This window comes from Pseudoalteromonas nanhaiensis (genome assembly GCF_051235485.1).
GTDB classification, from domain to species: domain Bacteria; phylum Pseudomonadota; class Gammaproteobacteria; order Enterobacterales; family Alteromonadaceae; genus Pseudoalteromonas; species Pseudoalteromonas lipolytica_C.
This window is the reverse complement of record NZ_JBPNYQ010000012.1, coordinates 58,475-80,145: the sequence shown is the minus strand read 5'-3', so window position 1 is coordinate 80,145 and position 21,671 is coordinate 58,475. Positions and strand designations below refer to the sequence as shown.

General features: G+C 42.6%; 22 protein-coding genes. 5 read left to right on the top strand and 17 right to left on the bottom strand.

What is annotated here, in order from left to right:
- Positions 1-9 precede the first annotated feature (9 nt).
- Positions 10-684 (top strand): pyrimidine 5'-nucleotidase, encoded by a 675-nt coding sequence (gene yjjG, locus ACSFVZ_RS12040; RefSeq protein ID WP_253039758.1) that lies wholly within the window; start codon positions 10-12, stop codon positions 682-684.
- Between the two features lie 59 nt (positions 685-743).
- Here the strand turns inward: yjjG and lpxC are convergent, their stop codons facing one another.
- From lpxC to mraZ, 16 genes are all read right to left on the bottom strand, one after another.
- The gene (gene lpxC, locus ACSFVZ_RS12035; protein ID WP_135923500.1) at positions 744-1,655 is read right to left on the bottom strand and encodes a UDP-3-O-acyl-N-acetylglucosamine deacetylase; all 912 of its coding nucleotides are present in this window, start codon (positions 1,653-1,655) and stop codon (positions 744-746) included.
- A gap of 104 nt (positions 1,656-1,759) precedes the next feature.
- Complete coding sequence (gene ftsZ / locus ACSFVZ_RS12030) at positions 1,760-3,007, bottom strand: cell division protein FtsZ (RefSeq protein WP_135923499.1); 1,248 nt, start codon at positions 3,005-3,007, stop codon at positions 1,760-1,762.
- A 21-nt stretch (positions 3,008-3,028) separates the two neighbouring features.
- Positions 3,029-4,261 (bottom strand): cell division protein FtsA, encoded by a 1,233-nt coding sequence (ftsA, locus tag ACSFVZ_RS12025; protein WP_036971185.1) that lies wholly within the window; start codon positions 4,259-4,261, stop codon positions 3,029-3,031.
- Complete coding sequence (locus ACSFVZ_RS12020) at positions 4,258-5,037, bottom strand: cell division protein FtsQ/DivIB (RefSeq protein ID WP_135923498.1); 780 nt, start codon at positions 5,035-5,037, stop codon at positions 4,258-4,260. Before ACSFVZ_RS12020 ends, ftsA begins: the two co-directional genes overlap by 4 nt.
- 1 nt (position 5,038) lies before the next feature.
- Positions 5,039-5,959: a D-alanine--D-alanine ligase gene (locus ACSFVZ_RS12015; protein ID WP_199526636.1), complete on the bottom strand. Its 921-nt coding sequence runs from the start codon at positions 5,957-5,959 to the stop codon at positions 5,039-5,041.
- A complete protein-coding gene (gene murC / locus ACSFVZ_RS12010; protein WP_206769127.1) occupies positions 5,956-7,365 on the bottom strand; it encodes a UDP-N-acetylmuramate--L-alanine ligase in 1,410 nt (469 codons plus the stop codon). The genes ACSFVZ_RS12015 and murC overlap by 4 nt, the downstream gene beginning before the upstream one ends.
- Before the next feature lie 44 nt (positions 7,366-7,409).
- The gene (gene murG, locus ACSFVZ_RS12005; protein ID WP_281546873.1) at positions 7,410-8,483 is read right to left on the bottom strand and encodes an undecaprenyldiphospho-muramoylpentapeptide beta-N-acetylglucosaminyltransferase; all 1,074 of its coding nucleotides are present in this window, start codon (positions 8,481-8,483) and stop codon (positions 7,410-7,412) included.
- Positions 8,480-9,655 (bottom strand): cell division protein FtsW, encoded by a 1,176-nt coding sequence (ftsW, locus tag ACSFVZ_RS12000; RefSeq protein WP_135923494.1) that lies wholly within the window; start codon positions 9,653-9,655, stop codon positions 8,480-8,482. Before ftsW ends, murG begins: the two co-directional genes overlap by 4 nt.
- A complete protein-coding gene (murD, locus tag ACSFVZ_RS11995; RefSeq protein WP_435558945.1) occupies positions 9,652-10,977 on the bottom strand; it encodes a UDP-N-acetylmuramoyl-L-alanine--D-glutamate ligase in 1,326 nt (441 codons plus the stop codon). The genes ftsW and murD overlap by 4 nt, the downstream gene beginning before the upstream one ends.
- Positions 10,978-12,060, bottom strand: a complete 1,083-nt coding sequence (gene mraY, locus ACSFVZ_RS11990; RefSeq protein ID WP_135923492.1) for a phospho-N-acetylmuramoyl-pentapeptide-transferase — start codon at positions 12,058-12,060, stop codon at positions 10,978-10,980. It abuts the gene before it with no gap.
- Positions 12,054-13,442 (bottom strand): UDP-N-acetylmuramoyl-tripeptide--D-alanyl-D-alanine ligase, encoded by a 1,389-nt coding sequence (locus tag ACSFVZ_RS11985; protein ID WP_435558944.1) that lies wholly within the window; start codon positions 13,440-13,442, stop codon positions 12,054-12,056. The genes mraY and ACSFVZ_RS11985 overlap by 7 nt, the downstream gene beginning before the upstream one ends.
- Complete coding sequence (gene murE / locus ACSFVZ_RS11980) at positions 13,439-14,917, bottom strand: UDP-N-acetylmuramoyl-L-alanyl-D-glutamate--2,6-diaminopimelate ligase (RefSeq protein ID WP_235382442.1); 1,479 nt, start codon at positions 14,915-14,917, stop codon at positions 13,439-13,441. The genes ACSFVZ_RS11985 and murE overlap by 4 nt, the downstream gene beginning before the upstream one ends.
- On the bottom strand, positions 14,910-16,727 hold the full coding sequence (locus ACSFVZ_RS11975; protein WP_135923489.1) for a penicillin-binding transpeptidase domain-containing protein: 1,818 nt from the start codon (positions 16,725-16,727) through the stop codon (positions 14,910-14,912). The genes murE and ACSFVZ_RS11975 overlap by 8 nt, the downstream gene beginning before the upstream one ends.
- Complete coding sequence (gene ftsL / locus ACSFVZ_RS11970; protein WP_135923488.1) at positions 16,724-17,050, bottom strand: cell division protein FtsL; 327 nt, start codon at positions 17,048-17,050, stop codon at positions 16,724-16,726. The genes ACSFVZ_RS11975 and ftsL overlap by 4 nt, the downstream gene beginning before the upstream one ends.
- The gene (gene rsmH, locus ACSFVZ_RS11965) at positions 17,050-17,985 is read right to left on the bottom strand and encodes a 16S rRNA (cytosine(1402)-N(4))-methyltransferase RsmH (RefSeq protein ID WP_135923487.1); all 936 of its coding nucleotides are present in this window, start codon (positions 17,983-17,985) and stop codon (positions 17,050-17,052) included. The genes ftsL and rsmH overlap by 1 nt, the downstream gene beginning before the upstream one ends.
- A gap of 30 nt (positions 17,986-18,015) precedes the next feature.
- The gene (mraZ, locus tag ACSFVZ_RS11960) at positions 18,016-18,474 is read right to left on the bottom strand and encodes a division/cell wall cluster transcriptional repressor MraZ (protein WP_135923486.1); all 459 of its coding nucleotides are present in this window, start codon (positions 18,472-18,474) and stop codon (positions 18,016-18,018) included.
- Between the two features lie 466 nt (positions 18,475-18,940).
- On the opposite strand from mraZ, the gene ACSFVZ_RS11955 reads away from it, so the two are divergent.
- The 4 genes from ACSFVZ_RS11955 (at position 18,941) to ACSFVZ_RS11940 (ending at position 20,649) form a co-directional block, all read left to right on the top strand.
- Entirely contained in the window at positions 18,941-19,279 is a 339-nt protein-coding gene (locus ACSFVZ_RS11955) for a DUF883 C-terminal domain-containing protein (RefSeq protein ID WP_135923485.1), read from the top strand.
- 1 nt (position 19,280) lies between these two features.
- On the top strand, positions 19,281-19,727 hold the full coding sequence (locus tag ACSFVZ_RS11950; protein WP_135923484.1) for a hypothetical protein: 447 nt from the start codon (positions 19,281-19,283) through the stop codon (positions 19,725-19,727).
- Entirely contained in the window at positions 19,727-19,984 is a 258-nt protein-coding gene (locus ACSFVZ_RS11945; RefSeq protein WP_135923483.1) for a hypothetical protein, read from the top strand. The genes ACSFVZ_RS11950 and ACSFVZ_RS11945 overlap by 1 nt, the downstream gene beginning before the upstream one ends.
- 89 nt (positions 19,985-20,073) lie before the next feature.
- Positions 20,074-20,649 (top strand): AAA family ATPase, encoded by a 576-nt coding sequence (locus ACSFVZ_RS11940; RefSeq protein WP_435558941.1) that lies wholly within the window; start codon positions 20,074-20,076, stop codon positions 20,647-20,649.
- Between the two features lie 41 nt (positions 20,650-20,690).
- Here ACSFVZ_RS11940 and ACSFVZ_RS11935 read toward each other — a convergent pair whose 3' ends face one another.
- Positions 20,691-21,662, bottom strand: coding sequence for a glutathione S-transferase family protein (locus ACSFVZ_RS11935; protein ID WP_135923481.1), 972 nt, complete (start codon positions 21,660-21,662; stop codon positions 20,691-20,693).
- Between the last annotated feature and the right edge of the window lie 9 nt (positions 21,663-21,671).

The window sequence follows — 21,671 nt, the reverse complement described above, 5'->3', positions numbered from 1 at the left end:
AGGATAACCATGAAGTATAGCCACGTATTATTCGATGCCGATGAAACACTATTTAGTTTTAATGCATTTGAAGGCCTCAGGGTAATGTTCGCCAATTATGGCGTAGAATTTACTGAGTCTGATTATCATCATTACCAAGCAACTAATAAACCGCTTTGGGTTGCTTATCAAAAGCACGAAATTACTGCCAGTGAGCTACAGATCACCCGCTTTACAGAGTGGGCTAATAAACTAGATGTGCCAGCAAAAACCTTAAATGATGGCTTTTTAGACGCTATGGCCTCTATTTGTGTGCCACTACCTGGTGCGGTTGAACTACTGACTAAATTAAAGCCACACGCCAAGTTAGGCATTATTACCAATGGCTTTGCTAAACTACAGCAAAAGCGTTTAGAGCATACAGGTTTACAGGATATGTTCGATTGGCTGGTTATTTCAGAGTTAGTCGGTAAAGCCAAACCTGCTCCAGAAATTTTTCAGCATACTTTCCAATTAATGGGTAATCCACCAAAAGAGCAGATTTTAATGGTGGGTGATACCGCTGCTAGCGATATTTTAGGCGGTCATAATGTTGGTATCGACACTTGCTGGTTGCAACATCCTGGGGTTGAGTTACCAGAAGATATTAAACCAACTTATCAAATCAATCAGTTGGTCGAGCTTGAAGCGATTCTAGGCTTATAAGCTAAGCAAAAAAAATGACGCTTAAAGCGTCATTTTTTATAACTGTAATATGCTTGCGATTAAGCTGTCGCTACTTCTAAGCCTGGTGCTGGCATAGTCACTGGGGTATCGAATGTTGCCCATTCCCATGCTGACTCAGTCGCCATAATTTTACGAAGTAGTTTATTGTTTAAATCATGGCCTGATTTATAAGCCGTGATTTTACCTAGAATGTTGTGGCCAGTCATAAACATGTCGCCCACACAGTCTAAGATTTTGTGTTTAACAAACTCATCGCTATAACGTAAGCCGTTTGGATTTAGTACTTTAAACTCATCCAATACAACTGCGTTATCCATGCTACCACCTAATGCTAGGTTGTTAGCGTGCATATACTCAATATCTTTCATAAAGCCGAAAGTACGTGCGCGGCTGATTTCTTCTGTGAAGCTTTGCGTCGTAATATCTAAACCGATACGTTGGCGGCTTTCATTGATTGCAGGGTGATCAAACGCAATTTCAAAATCGATGTGGAAACCATCGTATGGTTCGATCTCAGCCCATTTATCGCCTTCTTCAATACGTACTTTTTCTTTGATACGAATAAAGCGCTTAGCTGCATTTACTTCTTTAATGCCGCCTTTTTGTAACAAGTAGATGAATGGTAATGCACTACCATCCATAATAGGTACTTCTGAGCTGTCTAATTCAACAATTAGATTATCAATACCCATTGCCGCTACCGCCGCAATAAGGTGCTCAGTCGTTGATAAGCGAACGCCATCTTTGTTTGTTAAACAGGTACACAATTGCGTATCACCAACGGCTTCAGGTGTTGTTTCAAAATCAACAACCGGATCAAGGTCTACGCGACGAAATACAATCCCAGTATTTGCGCTCGCAGGTCGGAGAGTAATAGTGACCTTCTCACCTTTATGAAGTCCAATTCCTATGGCTTTGACTACTTCTGCAATCGTACGCTGTTTAATCATAGGTTCGCTCACTTATAGTTACAGTTAGACGGCAAATTGTATCATAAATACATTCAGCTGCCAATTTGTTTATTTATCGAACAAAATTACCAACAAAATCTGTCTTAGTCAGCTTGCTTTCTTAGGAAAGCAGGAATGTCGAAATAATCGCCACCTTCTGATTTATCAGACTTTTTGCTGCTCTCAGTGCTGCTAGATACTGAGCTGCTCGCTGTACTTTGTTGTACTGGCTCTTGCTTTTCAGGTGCAGCAGACATGCTTACATCATCGCTGCTGCCTTGACTTGCAAAGCTTGGTACATACATGCTGCTAGTCGTTTGGTTCATTGAGCTATGTACATCAGAGCCTGATGCTTTCTTAAAGCCATTATCAACAATTCCAAACTGTGGACGACGATCGCCGCCTAAACCTGTTGCAACAACTGTTACGCGTAGTTCATCACTCATTTCAGGGTCAATTACCGCACCAACAACCACTGTTGCGTTTTCTGATGCAAGTGCCTTAACGTGATTACCTACAATTTCAAATTCTTCAATCGCAATATCCATACCTGCTGTGATATTAACCAGGATACCTTTAGCACCGGTTAAATCGACATCTTCAAGTAATGGGCTTGAAATAGCTGCTTCTGCCGCTTCTTGTGCACGGTCAGGACCAGACGCTGATGCAGTGCCCATCATTGCAGTGCCCATCGCTGACATAACTGTACGTACGTCGGCGAAATCCACGTTGATCAGACCTGAACGTGTGATTAGCTCTGCAATACCTTGTACCGCACCAAATAAAACGTCGTTTGCTTTTGCGAAGGCATCTAATAGTGTAGTGCCTTTACCTAAAACTTTAAGCAATTTATTGTTCGGAATTGTAATAAGCGAGTCTACAATTTCTGACAACTCATTAATGCCTTGTTCAGCTGCTGCCGCGCGTTTCTTACCTTCAAAGTCAAACGGACGAGTTACTACAGCAACCGTTAAAATACCTAACTCTTTAGCAATTTTAGCAACCACTGGTGCAGCACCGGTACCTGTACCACCGCCCATACCGGCTGCGATAAATACCATGTCAGCACCTTCAAGGCTGGCACGAATTGTCTCAGCGTCTTCTTCTGCTGAGTTTCGACCTACTTCAGGGTTTGCCCCCGCACCTAAACCTGAGGTGATTTGTGTACCTAGCTGTACAGTCACATCAGCCGACGAATTACGTAATGCTTGTGCATCCGTATTCGCAGCAATGAAACGTACGCCTTCAATTTGTTGTTTTACCATGTGCTCAACAGCGTTACCGCCGCCACCGCCCACGCCAATTACTTTAATGACAGCTTCTTCGCTGTGCTGTTCCATCATATCAAACATGTTTACTCTCCGACTTGAGTCTTAAAACTCACCTTGGAACCATTTAGTAATACGGTTCCACCAATTATTATCACCTTCCGCTTTCGACTTTTGTGCATTCATCGATTGCATTGTACGGCCGTATTGTAACAAACCAACCGCGGTCGCGTACGAAGGATCATCTACATAATCTGTCAAACCAACAATCCCGATTGGTTTGCCAATTCTGACCGGCATTTGGAAAATGTCTTCTGCCACTTCCATTGCGCCAGTCATTTTTGCTGTTCCGCCTGTAATGACGAGACCTGCAGCAATCTGGTCTTCTAAACCTGAGCGGCGTATTTCTTCCATCGCCAACTCAAATAATTCTCTAAAACGAGGTTCAACAACCTCAGATAAAGTATGACGCGACATGATTCGCGCTGGACGTCCACCTACACTTGGTACTTCAATAGTGTCTTCATTGCTTGCCATTTGGCTGCTTGCACATGCGTATTGTACTTTGAGTGACTCTGCATGTGATATAGGTGTTCTAAATATTTTTGCAATATCACCAGTCACTTGGTTACCAGCAACCGGAATAACAGCCGAATGACGCAGCGCACCATTGATATAAATAGTGATGTCCATTGTACCACCACCAATATCTAATACAGCGACACCTAACTCTTTTTCATCATCCGTTAGTACTGAGTAACATGATGCCAGAGCCGTAAAGATCAACTGATCGACTTCAAGGCCACAACGTTCAACACACTTTTCAATATTCTTTGCCATATCGTTCGAGCAAGTAATAATGTGTGCACGGGCTTCCATACGTACACCGCTCATACCTAATGGGTTTTTAATCCCCTCTTGCATGTCGATGCTGTATTCTTGTGGCAGAGCATGTAACATTTTGCGTTCAGCCGAAATAGGCACTGAACGCGCGATATGAATTACATTCTCGATGTCTTCATCAGTCACTTCTGTGTTATTGATTGCAACCACACCGCTTTCATTCTGACATTGAATATGTTTACCAGATATACCTAAGTAAACAGAGCTGATACGGCAATCAGCCATCAACTCCGCTTCGTCAATAGCACGACGAATCGATTCAGAAACAAGGTTAAGGTCGTTAACGCCGCCTTTATCCATACCATGCGATACTTGGCTGCCAACACCCACAATACTGAGTTTATTATCTGCGGTGATCTCACCAACGGTGGCTACTACTTTTGATGTGCCAACGTCTAATCCAATCACTAGGTTTCTTTCTGCTGACTTAGTCATGCCTTACTCTTATTTTCTAATTGCTCTTCTTGAAGTGGCTTCCAGCTCACTGCAAGACCGGTATCGTACCGTAAATCAACAACATCAATTTGTGCATCTGCACGTTGTTCCATGCGCGGATACACATCAATAAAACGCTGTACACGCTTTGCTTTTTCTTTACGACCTAAATTCAGGCGAATGCCGTTATCAAGCCATAACTGCCATGAAAAGCGCTCTGAAAGCGCTAAACTTGTCAGCTCTAAATTATTGACCTTAAGCATTTCTTGAAATTGACGAAATGCTGTCCAGGCTTCAATTTCACTTCCCTCTGGGCCATAAAGCTGAGGAAGTGTATCAGGTAGCTTATCGCTAGTTGCTTCAAATACCTCACCTGATTGATTTAAAAGCGCTCCACTGTTCCAGTGCGCAACTGCTTGATGCTCTACTACGTAAACTTGCAGAGTATCTGGCCATTGCTTTCTTACTGAAGCTGTCGCAACCCAAGGTAAGCTTTGTACCAAGCGTTGCACATGTTTCACGTCTAATTCAAAAAAACTCGATAAATCCGCTTTTTTTATTGCGCCAATAATCGCTTTTTCATCTGTATATTTGGGTTGTCCTAATACCGATAAATGCTTTATTTGCGCATCTTTATTTTCAACTAACCAGTCAGACACACCTGTCGTGATTTTTACTAGACCAAAAACCACGACTAAAAAAAAGCTCACACCAAATATCAACGACCAATTAAGTTGTTGTTTTAACTGCTTTGCTTTTTCTAAAACCGGATGCATATTAAAGCGTTTGCTCCAAAATGCGAACCACTAATTGTTCAAAGCTAGCACCGTTTGCTTTTGCAGCCATAGGTACTAACGACTTTTCTGTCATTCCTGGCACAGTATTAACCTCTAATAAATAGAAGTTACCTTGCTGATCACGCATTGCATCAACACGGCCCCAACCACTTGCACCGACTAAATCAAATGCTTTTAATGCCATATCTTGCAATAACTCAGTCTCTTGTACTGATAAATCAGCTGGGCAATGATACTGAGTTGTGTTCGATTGATACTTAGCTTGGTAGTCATAAAAACCATTTGGCGTGGTCATCTCAATAACAGGCTGAACATCTTGACCAAGTACCGCTACAGTAAATTCACGCCCAGTGATCCACTGCTCTACCAACACTTGACTATCAAACTTAAATGCAGCGTTTAAAGCGGCATCTAGCTGTTCTGCGCTGCTTGCTTCTGCCATACCAATGCTTGAGCCTTCATGTGACGGTTTTACCATCACTTTGCCAAATTCATTAATAATTGCTTGGCTATCAAATTCATTACGGCTATCAACAACAGTATATGGTGCAGTGCTCAGGCCCATTGCTTTAAACAAGTGCTTACAGCGAACTTTGTCCATCGCAAGCGCAGAACCAAGTACGTCACTACCGGTATACGGAATACCCATAAATTCAAGAGCGCCCTGAATGGTGCCATCTTCACCACCACGACCATGAAGCGCAATAAATACGCGCTCTATATTTAAATCCTTTAATTGCCATAATGAGTTATCTTTTGGATCAAAAGCAATGGCGTCAACGCCAACGCTTTGCAAAGCGTTCAATACGGCTTGGCCTGATTTTAGCGAGACATCTCGTTCGGCAGATGTGCCACCAAAAAGTACCGCTACTTTGCCAAATTTGTCGCTTAACTGGCTCATATATTTACCTGCTTTAGTTGTTCAACTGACAAGTTGGTTGCTGCTAACTTTTTCACTAACTGGCCTATGTTACCAGCGCCTTGTGTTAAAACTAAATCATTATCTTGCAGGGTATCTGCAAGAACACCCGCAAGCTCAGAGCTGCTAGCGATGTGTAATGGTTCTTTACCTCGTTGGCGTAAACTACGGCATAAACTCTTACTATCAGCTCCCACAATAGGCTCTTCACCTGCTGAATACACATCTAACAGTAATAACTGATCAACGTCAGCCAGTACTTTGACAAACTCCTCGTATAAATCACGAGTACGGCTATAACGGTGAGGCTGATAAACCATCACTAATCGTTTATCTGGCCAGCCCTCACGAACCGCTGCAATCGTTGCTGCTACTTCTGATGGATGGTGTCCATAGTCATCAACTAGCATCACGCTACCACGCTCATTTTCAAAGGTACCGTAATGCTGAAAACGACGGCCTACCCCTTCAAACTTTGTTAACGCTTCTAAAATCGCGTGGTTAGCAATGTTTTGATCTTTTGCCACTGCAATCGCCGCTGTCGCGTTAAGTGCATTGTGCTTGCCAGGCATATTAAGCGTTACAGCTAAGCTTTCGCCTTGCTTATTTACTACGTTAAATGAACAAGTATTCGCAGTTTGACTAAAATCAAGCATGCGATAATCAGCTTCAGCCGATTCACCATAAGTAATAACAGGGCGTCCAAAACGCGGAATAAGCTCTGCCGCAACTTCAGAGTCAATACACACCACAGCTAAACCATAAAACGGTAAGTTATGAATGAAATCAACATAGGTGTCTTTCATTTTTTCTAAGCTGCCGCCGTAAGTATCCATGTGATCTTCTTCAATGTTTGTGATCACCGAAACCATAGGCTGTAAGTGTAAGAATGACGCATCACTCTCATCGGCTTCAGCAATTAAGAAGTCGCTTTTACCGACCTTGGCATTACTACCAGCACTGTTTAACAAGCCACCAATAATAAAGGTTGGATCAAGACCGGCTTGTGCATAAATGCTGGCAATTAAACTGGTTGTTGTGGTTTTACCATGGGTGCCGGCCACTGCGATACCGTGGCGAAAACGCATTAATTCAGCAAGCATTTCTGCGCGGCGAACAATAGGAATTCGCGCCGCTTTAGCTGCTTTAATCTCAGGGTTTTGCTCATTAATAGCACTTGATACCACCACAACACTGGCATCTTTTACGTTGTTTTCGTCATGACCAATAAATACTTCTGCACCCACTTGAATTAAGCGTTCAGTCATCGCACTGTGCGCAATGTCAGAACCTGTGATGCGGTAGCCTTCAAAAGCAAGTACTTCGGCAATTCCACCCATGCCTGCACCACCAATACCAACAAAGTGGATGGTGTCGATACGACGCATCGCAGGACGAGTGTTGTTTTCTTTCTTCGTGCTTTCTTTCACTACTAATCTCTTCTATCTGCTAGTTGCTCACAGCGTTTGGCAACATTGGCTGTGGCATCTAAAATAGCAAGCTGTTTTGCTTTACTTGCCATTGTTGAAATTTTCTCTGGTGCGTTTACATACGGTGTTAATAATTCAACGACCGCTGTTTTATTAAACTCACTTTGCTGCATAATCAGCGCGGCTTGCTCAGTCACTAAATACTTTGCATTGGCCGTTTGGTGGTCATCCACTGCATGTGGAAAAGGCACAAATAACGCCATTCGACCCGCTGCGGCAATCTCACTAACCGTTAGCGCACCAGCGCGGCAAATTACCAAATCGGCCCACTGATATGCACTATCCATATCATCAATGAATTCAGCAACTTTGCTATTTTCAGCTAGTCCTAACTGTTGATAGCTGGCAGTCACATTCGGTTCATTATTTTTACCCGTTTGGTGCCATATATTAAGCGTTGTTAGCGCTGAAAGTTCACTGAATACAGCAGGTAAAGTCTCATTGAGTACCTGCGCGCCCAACGAACCACCCACCACAAGCACATTAATCGGCGTAGTTGTCTGCTTAGCTGTAACATTTGCAACACTTGCTCTGACCGGATTACCTACCACTTCACAGTGTTCTTTTGCAAAAGCAGATGGAAAAGCGGCAAGCACTTTATTGGCAAACTTTGCTAACCAGCGGTTACTCATGCCTGCAACTGCATTCTGCTCATGAATAACCAAAGGAATGCCTAAGCTTTTAGCTGCAATTCCAGTAGGTCCGGTCACATAACCACCCATAGCAAGCACCACATCAGGCTTTTGTGCTTTTAAAATTTTACGCGCTTGAAAAATAGCATTCATCACCATAAACGGGGCTTTAATCAAGCGTTTAATACCGTTACCACGAACCCCTTTGACATTAATGAAGTCAATATCAATGTGGTGCTTAGGTACCACTGTCGCTTCCATTCTGTCAGGCGTGCCAATCCAGCTGACCTGCCAGCCTTGCTGCTTTAAAAAATCAGCGACGGCAATACCCGGAAAAATATGTCCGCCAGTACCGCCTGCAACAACAAGTAACTTTTTACTCATCGTTTACCTCCGCGTGAGGTTGCCTGCTTAGTCGCCATTTTTGTTTCAAAATCGATCCGCAAAAGTACACCTGTTGCTATGGTCATAATTAATAAGCTAGAACCACCGTAAGAAATAAACGGTAATGTTAAGCCTTTTGTAGGTAATATTCCGGCACTTGCGCCAACATTGACCATGGTTTGAAACGCAAACCAGATACCTATTGCAAAGGCAAAATAGCCTTCGTACTCTTTGCCACACTTCAAGGCTTTTTGACCAATTAGCAAGGCTCTAAATACGAATACACCTAGTACTATCAAAATGCTCAGTACACCAAAAAAGCCAAGCTCTTCACCAATTACGGCAAAGATGAAGTCATTATGCGCCTCTGGTAGATATTGCAGTTTTTGTACGCTATTCCCCAAGCCTTGGCCAAACCAACCGCCTTGACTGTAGGCCATTAGTGATTGTACTAACTGATACCCTTTACCAAACGGATCTTCCCATGGCTCTAAAAAGCCAGTTACACGGGCCATACGGTATGGTTCAGCGATAATTAGCACCACAATGGCTGCAATGCCCGTTAAGATCAGTCCAAAAAACTGCCATAACTTAGCACCGGCTAAAAATAATAAACCGACAGTGGTAACAAAAAGTACAACAACAGTACCTAAATCTGGTTGCATTAAAATAAGCAATGCATAAACACCAAAGACAACGAGTGGCTTAAAAAAGCCTTTTAGATTTTCTTGTACTTCTTCGCGCTTACGAACTAAATAGCCGGCAATATAACTAAAAAAGAATAACTTAGCGGCTTCTGCCACCTGAAAACCTACAGGGCCTATGGGGATCCAACGTTTTGCACCATTCACTTCGCGGCCAACTATAAGTACCAACACCAGTAAACCTAAACCCAATAACAATAAATAGGCATTACTGCGTTTCCACCAGTCCATAGGCACACTTGTGGCAATCCAAAATAGAAAAAAGCCCATGATTAAAAACATGCTATGGCGAATAATAATGTGATACGGATTATCAAATAATCGCTCTGCGGTTGGCATTGAGGCACTTGTAACCATCACAAAACCAACACCTATCAACATCAACATACAATACAACAACGGCACATCATAAAGCTGTGGCGATTGCTTAGGGGTTAATGCTTCACGAATGTCGGCAAATGCGATCATATTGCCTCCGCCAATACGCACTGCGCAAAGTCATCACCACGTTGCATATAGTTGTTATACATATCAATGCTGGCGCACGCAGGAGCAAGCAATACGATGTCACCGCTACTACTTAACTGCTTTGCCAATTGCACAGCTTCATGCATATTCGTGGTTAAATGACCTTTTTCAGTTAATGACACCAGTGCTTTAGCATCTTTACCAAAACAAATAAGAGCTTTCACTTTGTCATTCAAATAGGGTTTCAAGGCATCTAAATCAGCCCCTTTTGCATCACCGCCAGCAATCACAACTAATTGCTTTGCTTGATCAGCTAAGCTTTCAATAGCAGCGATGGTTGCGCCAACGTTGGTCGCTTTTGAATCATTAAAGTATTTCACTTCATTAATTTCAGCGACAAACTGACAACGGTGTGCAAGCCCAGTAAACGTACTAAACGCTTGCTGATAATGCTCTGTAGAAATGCTAAACGGGCTTAGTAGCGCCATAACTGCTAGTGCATTTTGTTGATTGTGTGAGCCAACAACTTTCAAACAGCTTGCAGGTAACACAGGTTTACCTTGTGCTGCAAAGTACGTCTCACCTTGATGCTCTACTAAGGCAAAGTCTGCATTTGCAAGTGCAAAGCTTACTTGTGGTTGCTTTGCTGTATGGGTTGCTACATCAATGGCATTCACAACAGCAAGCTCTGAGCCGTTATAAATACTTTGCTTTGAGTCAATGTATGCTTGGTAACTTGAGTAGCGATCAAGGTGATCTTCGCTAACATTCAATACACAGGCACTTTTCGCTTTTAAGCTGTGCGTGGTATCAAGCTGAAAACTCGATAGCTCAAGTACATAAACGTCGTAATCTTGCGACAATAAATCAAGTACTGCTGTGCCAATATTACCGCCAAGCCCTACTTTATAACCAGCGGCTTTCAGTACTTCAAACGCCAAGGTAACCACTGTCGACTTACCATTTGAACCTGTTACCGCAACAATTGGTTTATCGGTTAAACGGGCAAAAAGCTCAACGTCACCAATCACTTCAACGCCCGCAGCAATGGCCTTTGCAACAGCCGGTGTAGCAAGGCTTAGACCAGGGCTGATGATAATAATGTCATTGCTGGCTAAGTCTGCCTGTTCTAAATCACCAAAGAACGTAGTTAACTCGCTGGCATGCTCGTTTAGCCAATCCGCACCCGGCGGCGCCATGCGGCTATCAACAACAATTGGTTTAATATTCTGAGACAATAAAAAACGCACAATGCCCAGACCGGTTACACCGAGTCCGAGCACTGAGATTTGTTTGTTTTTTATCTCGTTAATAACTGTCATTTACCTGATCTTTAATGTCGCAAGGCCAGCAAGAACTAGCACGATTGAAATAATCCAAAAGCGCACAATTACGCGCGGCTCAGGCCAACCCTTTAATTCATAATGATGGTGAATAGGCGCCATTCTAAAAATACGTTGACCACGTAATTTATAAGAGCCTACTTGTAAAATCACCGATAATGCTTCCATTACAAACACACCACCCATGATGATAAGTACCAGTTCTTGACGAACAAGCACCGCAATAATACCCAGTGCACCACCGAGTGCTAATGAGCCTACATCACCCATAAATACCTGTGCTGGGTAAGTGTTAAACCACAAGAAACCCAGTCCTGCGCCAACTATGGCAGTACATACAACCACAAGTTCGCTTGCTAATGGCAAATGCGGAATATGTAAGTAGCTTGAGAAGTTAACGTTACCGGTTAAGTAAGCAATAATAGCAAGCGCCGCAGCAACCAAAATGGTTGGCACAATTGCTAAACCATCAAGGCCATCCGTTAGGTTTACCGCATTCGAAGTACCTACAATTACAAAATAGGTCATCACGATATAAAACAGCCCTAGCTGTGGTAACACATCTTTAAAAAACGGCACAACTAACGAGGTTTCACTGCCTTGTTGCGAAGTAAAATAAAGCGCACTGGCAACCACTAATGCAATCACTGATTGCCAAAAGTATTTCCACTTCGCAATTAGGCCTTTAGGGTCTTTGCGGATCACTTTACGGTAGTCATCAATAAAGCCAACTACACCTAATGACCCCACCACAAATAAGGTTGCCCATACATATTTGTTTGAAAGGTCAGCCCACAGTAATGTACTGGTAAAAATCGCCCCTAAAATCAAAATGCCACCCATGGTAGGCGTACCTTTTTTAGATAGGTGAGATTCGGGGCCGTCGTGACGTACCACCTGACCAATTTGCATTTTTTGTAGGCCACGAATAAGCTTAGGACCAAAATAAAGAGAGATAAGCAGCGCAGTTAAAATACCTAAAATCGCACGCAGCGTAAGGTAAGAAAAAACATTAAAGCCACTATAATATTGTGTTAAATACTCTGCCAACCAAACTAACATGACGATACTCCATTGTTGCCATCTTGCTGGCTATTAACTAAATCTGCTACCACTAGTTCCATACGAGAACTGCGCGATCCTTTTACTACAAGGGTGGTCTTTTGCTGAGATTCAGTAAGCACACTTTGTAATTGTTGTAATAGTTGTTCACGGTTCGAGAAGTGACGATTGGGTTTTTCAAATACATCACTGGCCGACTTGCTTAATACGCCTAGGCTGTATAGCTCATCAATGCCTTTTTGTTTTGCATATTCGCCTACTTGCTGATGATAAAAGCGGGCTTCTTCGCCAAGTTCGCCCATATCACCTAACGCAAAAATTCGACGTCCAGGCATGTCGCTTAATAAATCAATCGCCGCTTTTACTGACTGCACATTGGCATTATAAGTATCATCAATTACGGTTAGAGTGTCTGATACTTTAAGTACATTGACACGACCTTTGACTTCTCCCATGCCAGCCAATGCCTTAGCAACACTTTCTAGGCTTACACCCAGCTCAGTGGTTAATGCTGTCGCTATTAGTGCATTAGCAATATTATGTTTGCCCGGTAATGCGAGAGTAACAGGAACTTTTTGCTGTTTACTGCAAAGCACAAAAGACGCACGCGCTTGCTCGTCAAGCACCACATCTTCTGCCCAGTAATCTAGTTTTTGCTGAGTAGAAAAACGTTTTACATTGCGATCAGTTAGTTTTTCGAGCCAGTAATCTGCAAAATCACTGTCGCTGTTAACGATTGCAACACCGTCAGGTTTTAGGCCGTCGTAGATTTCGCCTTTTGCAGTAGCCACACCTTGTAATGATCCAAATCCCTCTAAATGAGATTCAGCCACATTACAAACCACAGCAACATCAGGTTTAGTCATCGCGACTGTGTAAGCTATTTCACCAATGTGATTGGCGCCTAATTCAATTACCGCATATTGATGCTGTGGCTCAAGGCGTAACAAGGTCAGAGGTACACCAATGTCATTATTAAAGTTACCTTTGGTTGCCAGTACTTCACCATGACCTGATAAAATCGCCGCGCACATTTCTTTTACAGTGGTTTTACCCACACTACCTGTAATAGCGATTGTTTTTGGTGCAACCTGTGCCATCACAGCTGCGCCAATTTGGCCTAGCGCTATACGTGTGTCACTCACCACAAACTGCACAATATCAATATTAACAGGACGCGCTACAATAGCTGCAATCGCCCCTTTCTCTTTTGCTTGCGCAACAAATTTATGACCATCAAAGTTAGGCCCTTGTAGCGCTAAAAACACTTCACCCTCGCACAGAGTACGGGTGTCGGTGTTAATATTTTTTACCGTTTGATTACCACCTTGGTAATCAGTTGCTAGAACTTTTGCTAGCCAATCAAAATCCATAGGGATCATAACTGCGCCCCTTGCGATTTTTCTTTTAATTGTTGTTGTACATATTGGCGATCGCAGAAGTCGATTCGTGTATCGCCAATAATTTGATAATCTTCATGGCCTTTACCGGCAATTAAAACCACATCATCAGCACCGGCCTGCTCTATTGCATAACTAATTGCTTTAGCGCGATCAGCTTCACAATGGGCTTTTTCAGCATGCTCAAGACCTGCCACCACATCAGCAATAATGGCATTAGGGTCTTCACTGCGCGGATTATCGCTAGTAATAATAATACGGTCTGCGTTGCCTTCAGCAGCTTTTGCCATCATTGGCCGCTTGCCTTTATCACGGTCACCACCACAGCCAAACACACAGCTTACGCCTCCAGGTACATGCTTTTGTAAAGCCTGTAATGCTAAAGCCAACGCATCGGGTGTATGCGCGTAATCAACAATACAGGTTGGCTGCCCTGGTACGCTAAACGCTTGCATACGACCAGCCACTGGTTGCAGTGTTTTGCAGGCAGCAACTAACTGTGCCAGCGGATACCCCATACCAAGTAGAGTGGCCATCGCCGCAGCCAGATTATACAAGTTAAACTCACCAAATAATGCAGACTGCACCTGTGCTTGACCCCAGCTTGTTTCGAATGTTGCCGAAATCCCGGTGTTGCTATAAACAACATCGCTAAAGTAAACATAGCGCGCACCTTCTGGTGCTAAGTTTTTATGGCCGTAGCAAATTAAGTTGTTAAAGTCGTATTTTTCTAACCACTGCTCAACTTGTGTATCATCTTGATTGAGAACCACAATCTCAGGATTGTGATCACGCATCAACATCAGCTTTGCATCACCATAGGCATCCATAGTGCCATGATAATCTAAATGGTCGCGAGATAAATTAGTAAAAACGGCTGCTTTAAACTGACAATGGTCAACACGCTGTTGCACAAGGCCATGTGATGAAACTTCCATTGCAACAACATCGGTGTGCTGTTCATGTAATTCAAACAAAATTCGCTGCAAATCAACACTTGATGGTGTGGTATTAACTAATGGAGTTAATTGCTCTGGATGCCCATAGCCAAGCGTCCCCACGACCGCTGCTGATTTATGACATTGCTGTGCTAAATGCGCGATCATCGCAGTTGTGGTTGATTTACCATTTGTTCCAGTAACGCCAACCAGATCTAATTGTTTTGATGGCTGATGATAAAACGCAGCAGCTAAAGCAGGTAGTTTCTTCGCTAGGTCTGTGACCAAGTAAAGCGATTCAAAATCACTTTCAAATTCGCATAACCTATCAGCAATAATTGCTACAGCGCCATTTTCTATGGCTTTATCTATAAATTGTCCGCCATCAAGTTGATGGCCTTTAACAGCTACAAAAACATCGCCTGTTTTTACGTCTCGGCTATCAAGACGTAGTTGATTAACCAGCAAACTAGTGGCCTCAACTTCAATTTGACTCAGAATTGGTTTTAAATCACGCATCGTTATCTTTGCCTTCTACGTACGCAACCGCATCTTTATCCGGTGCGACGTTTAAAATTCTTAAGGCATTGGAGACAATCTCTGCAAATGCAGGGCCTGCCGTCGCACCGCCATAATAAACATCTCCACCCGGCTCATTGATCAATACTACTACCGCTAAACGTGGATTGCTTGCCGGTGCAACACCAGCAAAGTAGCCGACATACTCATCACCATAACCACCTACAGCGGCTTTTTTAGAGGTACCTGTTTTGCCAGCTGCGCGATAACCATCGACGTGAACTTTTTGTGCCGTGCCGCCTTTTTCGAACACGCTTTCCATCATATGGACGACGGCTTCAACATCTTTTTGCTGAAAAATGCGCTCACCTTCAGGCACTGACTCTTGCTTAAGTACAGTAAGAGGACGCATCACGCCACCAGAACCTAACATGGCATAAAAACGTGCCATTTGTGCGGTGCTCACAGCTAAGTTATAGCCAAATGATAATGCTGCTATTTCATGATCTGACCAACGACGATTAGGGTAAAACAAGCCGCTACTTTCACCGACCATGCCTGTTCCACTATCACTACCAAATCCGACTTTTTGATAAAGCCCGACAAAATAGTCTTTTGGTAAGTCTTGGCTAACTTTAGTCACACCCATGTTACTTGAGTATTTTAAGATTTCTCTTAATGTCATTTCACCATGGTTACGCGTATCTTGGACAAGGCTGCCACCAACACGCATCCAGCCAGGGTAAGTATCAACAATTGAATCCGGTTGAATTGAGCCGTAGTCTAAACCAGCTAAAATGGCTAGCGGCTTAACAGTTGAGCCTGGCTCAAACAAATCAGTAATTGCTCGATTTCGACGCTTATGTGGAGCAGCATCATTAAGATTATTAGGATTAAACGACGGGCTATTTACCATAGCCAATACTTCGCCTGTTTTTACATCCACGACCATAGCTGAGCCCGAGGTCGCTTTATATGTCAGCACAGCCGATTTTATCGCCTTGTAGGCAATCGCTTGAATACGTTGATCGATACTTAAATGGATATTTTCTGGTTCAACACGTTCACGCTCATCAAGCACTTCGACCTCTCGGCCTTGAGCGTCTTTACGTATTGTTCTTTGTCCTTCAACACCGGTTAACGATTTTTCGTATAATTTTTCAATACCTTCGATACCATGACCATCGATATTTGTGAAACCAATCACATGTGCAGTCACTTCTCCTGCCGGATAGTAACGTTTAGACTCATCCAGCAGATGGATACCCGGTAAACGTAAATCACCAATATAGTTTGCAACTGCAGGTGTTACTTGACGTTTTAAATAAACAAAACGGCGTTTTGGATTATCACGAAGACGTGAGTTGATTTTACTTGGTTCAATGCGTAATACATCCGCAAGCTCACGCCAACGAATGTCATTGTTATAATAAGTAGCGATGCGCTTGTTTAGTTCAGCCGTATTTTCAGCAAGTGCATTTTGATCTTCACCATTCTTACGCGCTTGACGCAGCACCTTGCTCGTTAATGATTTATGCAGTGCCTTGGGATCAGCATACACACTTACAACAGGCACACTCACCGCAAGCTCTTTGCCGTTACGGTCAAAGATCATTCCGCGCTGTACATGTTGTTTTTCAACGCGAACGGTACGTTTATCGCTTTCAGAACGTGCTTTATCGGGCTCAATAACCTGCAAAAATGCGGCACGTGCAACCAGTGTCATAAAGACTAAAAGCAGCACAGAGCACACAAGCATAAAGCGCCATGTGATCAAGGTATTAGTTGGCTTTTTCCCTCTGCTTCTCATTGCAGTACTACCACCTGTTCGTCTTGGCTGGTCGGCCGTTTCATTTCTAATTGCATGGTCGCGATTTCTTCAATGCGCGCATGCTGCGAATAAAACTCTTCTTCTACAAGCAAGTAACGCCACTCGAGATCAAGCTCATCACGTTCTTGCAATAACTCATCTTGTGTTATCAACTGCTGACGCGCTAAATGCGTCACCTGCACAACACTTAAACTTGACGCGAGAATCACAACCAACAAGGCTAAGGTCAGCTTATTAGCAGCAAGACCTTTAAACACTTCAACAAATAAATTAGGTTGGCGATTCGTCGCTTTTGCTTTCATTACAACCTCTTAGCAACCCTTAACACAGAACTGCGTGAACGAGGATTTGCATCAATTTCCGCCTTACTTGGCTTAATGGCTTTACCCACTGCCTTTAACGTCAGGTTTTTATTTATTTGTGCATCAGTTAAAGGCAGACCTCTGGGTATCGCCTCTCCCTTACTCTGTTTTTTAATAAACTGCTTAACAATGCGATCTTCTAACGAGTGAAACGAAATAACCACTAATCGACCACCGGGCTTAAGCACTTCAACAGCAGCTTGTAGTGCCGTTTGAATTTCTTCTAACTCGCTGTTGATATAAATTCGGATCGCTTGGAATGTACGTGTTGCTGGATGTTTATATTTATCTTTTACTGGTACAGCTTCATCAACTAAATCAGCAAGCTGCTTTGTACTAGTGATTGGAGTATGCTCTCGAGTCTCAATGATTTTATGAGCGATACGGCGGCCAAACTTTTCTTCACCATAGGTTTTAATGACATGAGTGATATCTTCAAGTTCAGCTTCAGCTAGCCATTGTGCTGCACTGCGGCCGCTGGTTGGGTCCATACGCATATCTAGCGGGCCATCTTTCATGAAGCTAAAGCCGCGCTCAGCATCATCTAGCTGCGGGGATGACACGCCAATATCTAATAAAATTCCGTCTACTTTACCAATTAAATCATTGTCTTCAGCGACTGTTTTAAGGTTGGAAAAACGGGTATGGGCAATCGAAAAACGTGCATCATCTGCAAACTTTTCAGCAGCTTTAATAGCTTGCGGATCTTGGTCAATTGCTTGTAAACGACCATGCTCATTTAAGCGCGCAAGAATTTGTCCTGAATGTCCGCCGCGACCAAACGTGCCATCCATATAAATGCCTTCGGGTTTAATATCCAAAGCGTCTATGGTTTCGTCCATCAGTACAGAGACATGTTCAAATTGCGCTGTCATTAGCTATTTTTTGCCTTTTTATTATTGTGGTTAGAGCGAGAAGTTATCGAATTCGGGATTTGCCTCAAACTCACCTAAGCGTTCAATTTCAGTATCTTGGCGCATTTGTTCATGCCAACGATCTTCATCCCAAATTTCAAACTTATTCATCAAGCCAACCAACATGATTTTTTTTCCAAGTTCCGCGTGAGCTCGTAAAGAAGGAGCAAGCAAAATCCGGCCATTTTTATCTAGTTGATACTCTGTAGCATTGCCAAGCAACATACGTTGCATTCGGCGTGCTCGTGGATTCATGTTAGAGATCTTTAATAATCGTTCTTCAATTTCTAGCCATTCGGCTAGTGGGTATAACCACAAACAAGGCTCATTCAGTGCGACTGTGCAAATAACGGTTCCCTGATCTTCAGACAAGATCGCGTCTCGGTACTTGGTTGGTACCGCAAAGCGTCCTTTATCATCCAAACTCAGCGAGCTTGCACCCCTAAACATAATTAGCCTTAAAATAGGTTATAAATTGTTAATGATTATTTCCGATCCAATTTGATCCACTAAAAACCACTTTTTACCACAGTGCTCCAGTTTAGGGCTTGACAAGGCTTTTTGTCAAGTAAGCTGATCATCATAATAGGCTTCTAAAGCCAGAAAAAATAAGGCTTCAAGCAAAGCCACTGAATTACGTGGGAAAAAGTGGAAAACAAATAAAAAAATTTTTTTTACTATTTTATTGGCGACGAATTGGGGAAAAATGATTAATGAATAACCAATGAATAGTTACAAATGAATCGTACATCTTTCTTAGCCTGTAATTTTTACTTAACTACTGTGCAATAGTTACTAGAAATTATGTTGATCTCAGAGTCTAAAAATATAACACCCTGAAATTAAATGATTTAATAATTGGTATAAAGGTTGCGAGTTATTGAATACCAATAATGGCAATTTTTAAGGAATGATCATGGCTACAGCAACGTCGAAATCGAATTCAAGTACTGCAAACAGCAAAACAAATCCGAAACCAACTGAAGTAGAGGCGCCATTTACGGAAAAAGCAACTGAGGCAGCTCATCATGCAGTTGACGCGCTGTCAACTCGTGCTGCATCAGCTGAGCATTCAGTTCGTGAAGGCGCATCAAATTCAGCACAAACTATTTCAGAGAAACAAGCTCAAGCTCGCGAGAAACTAGGTGAGTACAGTAGCAAAACACGTCAGCTTGCCTCTGAGAATCCGCTTGCAACAGCAGGTATTGCGTTTGCTGCAGGTATGTTAGTTAGCGCACTTATTCGCCGTAAATAACATGCCGCACTCTCAACATTCACAAGAGAAGTCGCAAGCAGCCACTGATCAGCCTTTGCATGCTGATCAGTGGCAAGATCACCTTGCCAAGTTGTCGCAATATGCTGAACAACTTTACGTAGACTACCGTACCCAAGCTGGGTTGTGTAAACAGGTAGCTGCAGCTGAGTGGCGATTATCGACACGCTCTTTGGCATTAACTATCATCATGCTGGTCTGCTTTGCAGGTGGTTTAGTTTTACTTTGGGCTGGTTTGTTAGCCACAATAGGTATTGCCATATTCAGTTTAAGTGGATCAGTCGCTCTTTGCGCTTTATCGCTGATCGTTTTGCAACTGCTTTGTTTGTTTTGGCTTTGGAAAAATATTGGCTATATCAGTAGTAAAATTGGTTTTGATCGAACGGTTAAAAGTGCCCGCCAATTATTCAACATTGATAAGGAAAAATAATGTTAATTAACTACTTTATTCGCGAACCACTGAAAAAAGTCACTGATCTTAGTCATAGTATGGACATGCAAAATGAACTTAAACGTCAGCATCACCAAGCATTCAACTATCGTTTAAAACGCTTTGCTGTCACTAAAGTCGGCCTTGCTAGCGCCTTCACCGCAGGGATGGGTTATCAAGCTTTACAAAGCAATGACCAATCTAAAAGCAAATTAAAACAAGTTAGTCAGTTTAGTTGGCTTCTTAGATTATTATGATCTTTATCAGTAAAATCAGAGTTTTTACTTCTCATTAAGTCGCAATTTCACTACCTTAAAGTATCAGAAATTAATTTCGGGAATTATTAGTGAAAAAACGGATAGTATTAACTGGCGGCCCCGGAGGTGGTAAAACTACAGCTATCGATTTACTAAGACGCGAGTTTTCAAAACAAATTGTTGTCGTTCCTGAATCTGCCACCATGTTATTTGGCGGAGGAATTGAACGTAGCAACGAACCTCACCTTATCAAGGCTCACCAACAGGCTATTTATAACCTACAAAAACACTTAGAGCATATTCAGCGAACCATGCACCCAGATCGTTTAATGCTTTGCGATCGTGGTAGCTTAGATGGACTAGCCTATTGGCCTGGTGAGCAAGATGAATTTTTTCAATGCTTAAATACCAACCTACAAACCGAACTTAACCAATATGATGCAGTGATCTTTTTTGAAACTGCAGCTAAATCTGGACAAAGTATTCATTCTAATAACCCAGTAAGAAATGAGTCTGACCAACAAGCCATATTACTTGATGACAAACTACAAGCTGTTTGGTCTCAACACCCTAATTTTAATTTAGTGAAAAGCTCAGAATCATTTATTCAGAAGGTAATGTTTGGCATCGACACCATCCGCAAGGTGATGGATAGTTATAACTAACAGTTTAATCAAGTCATTAAACTGTTAGTTATCATTGTCTATTAACCACGGTTGTGTGGTCGAGCGTAGTCTATATCAGGCCCTTTTGGCACGACTTGAGTTGGATTGATCATAGTATGACTGAAATAGTAATGACGTTTAATATGGTAAAAATCAACCGTCTTACTTACCTCTTCAACTTGATACAACTCACGCAGATAGTTACTGATTGCCGGATAACTCTCGATAGTACGTAAGTTACACTTAAAATGACCAACATAAACGCTATCAAAGCGGATTAAAGTGGTAAATAAACGCCAATCAGCTTCTGTGAGTGTATCGCCTACTAAATAACGGTTTTCTGTTAAACGTTGTTCAATTTTATCAAGCGCTGCAAATAGATCATCAAAGGCTTCTGTATAAGCTTCTTGCGTTGTCGCAAAGCCTGCACGGTATACACCGTTGTTGATGTTGTGATAAACAAACTCATTAATTTCGTCAATTTCAGCATGTAATGCTGTAGGATAAAAGTCGCGCTCATTACCTGTGAGTGCATTAAACGCGCTATTAAACATTCTGATAATTTCAGCAGATTCATTGCTAACAATACGCTGCGTTTTTTTATCCCAAAGCACAGGCACCGTAACACGGCCTGAATAATCAGCTTTATTACGCGTATAAATTTGATGCATAAAGTCGCTATTGAAAAGAGCATCACCGGTGCTGTGATTATCTTTATCAAACGTCCAACCATGCTCTAGCATGTCAGGGCTTACAACCGACACGCTGATATAATCTTCTAACCCCTTTAAGTGGCGAAATATCAAGGTGCGATGAGCCCAAGGACAGGCTAAAGAGACATAAAGGTGGTAGCGATCTTTTTCAGCTTTAAAGCCTGCATCACCACTTGGACCAGCGCTACCATCAGCGGTAACCCAGTTTCGTAACTGGGCCGCCTCACGTTTAAATTCACCTTGGTTGTTATCGGTGTCGTACCATTTATCTTGCCATTGACCGTTTACAAGTAATCCCACAATAACCTC